The organism is Halomonas sp. ND22Bw (assembly GCF_003011945.1).
Classification (GTDB): Bacteria; Pseudomonadota; Gammaproteobacteria; order Pseudomonadales; family Halomonadaceae; genus Halomonas; species Halomonas halophila.
Window position 1 is genome coordinate 1 of record NZ_PXWD01001142.1, and the last position, 261, is coordinate 261.

Below are 261 nucleotides of genomic sequence, written 5' to 3' on the forward strand. Positions count from 1 at the left end.
CACACATTGACCGGGTCTTTTTGAGAGCGGCGATGCCAGAACTGATGGACCTCGACCGCGGGTGACTTGAACGGTGGCGCCACGATGCGGATATCGCCGTGGCGGACGCAGATGTTGGCCAGGTCGCGCGGCACCGTGGCGATCAGGTCCGAACTCTCGATGAGTGGCAGCAAGCTCATGAAGTGCGACAGGCCCACCACGACGCGACGTTCGAGGCCGCGCTTCTGCAGCGATTGCTCCAGCAGGTGCTCGCGCCCGTCG

At 64.4% G+C, this 261-nt stretch carries 1 protein-coding gene; it reads right to left on the reverse strand.

Translation table 11 applies throughout. The features are described from left to right. Positions 1 to 261: LysR substrate-binding domain-containing protein (locus CVH10_RS21750; protein ID WP_369335961.1), on the reverse strand; the 261-nt coding region annotated here is incomplete at both ends.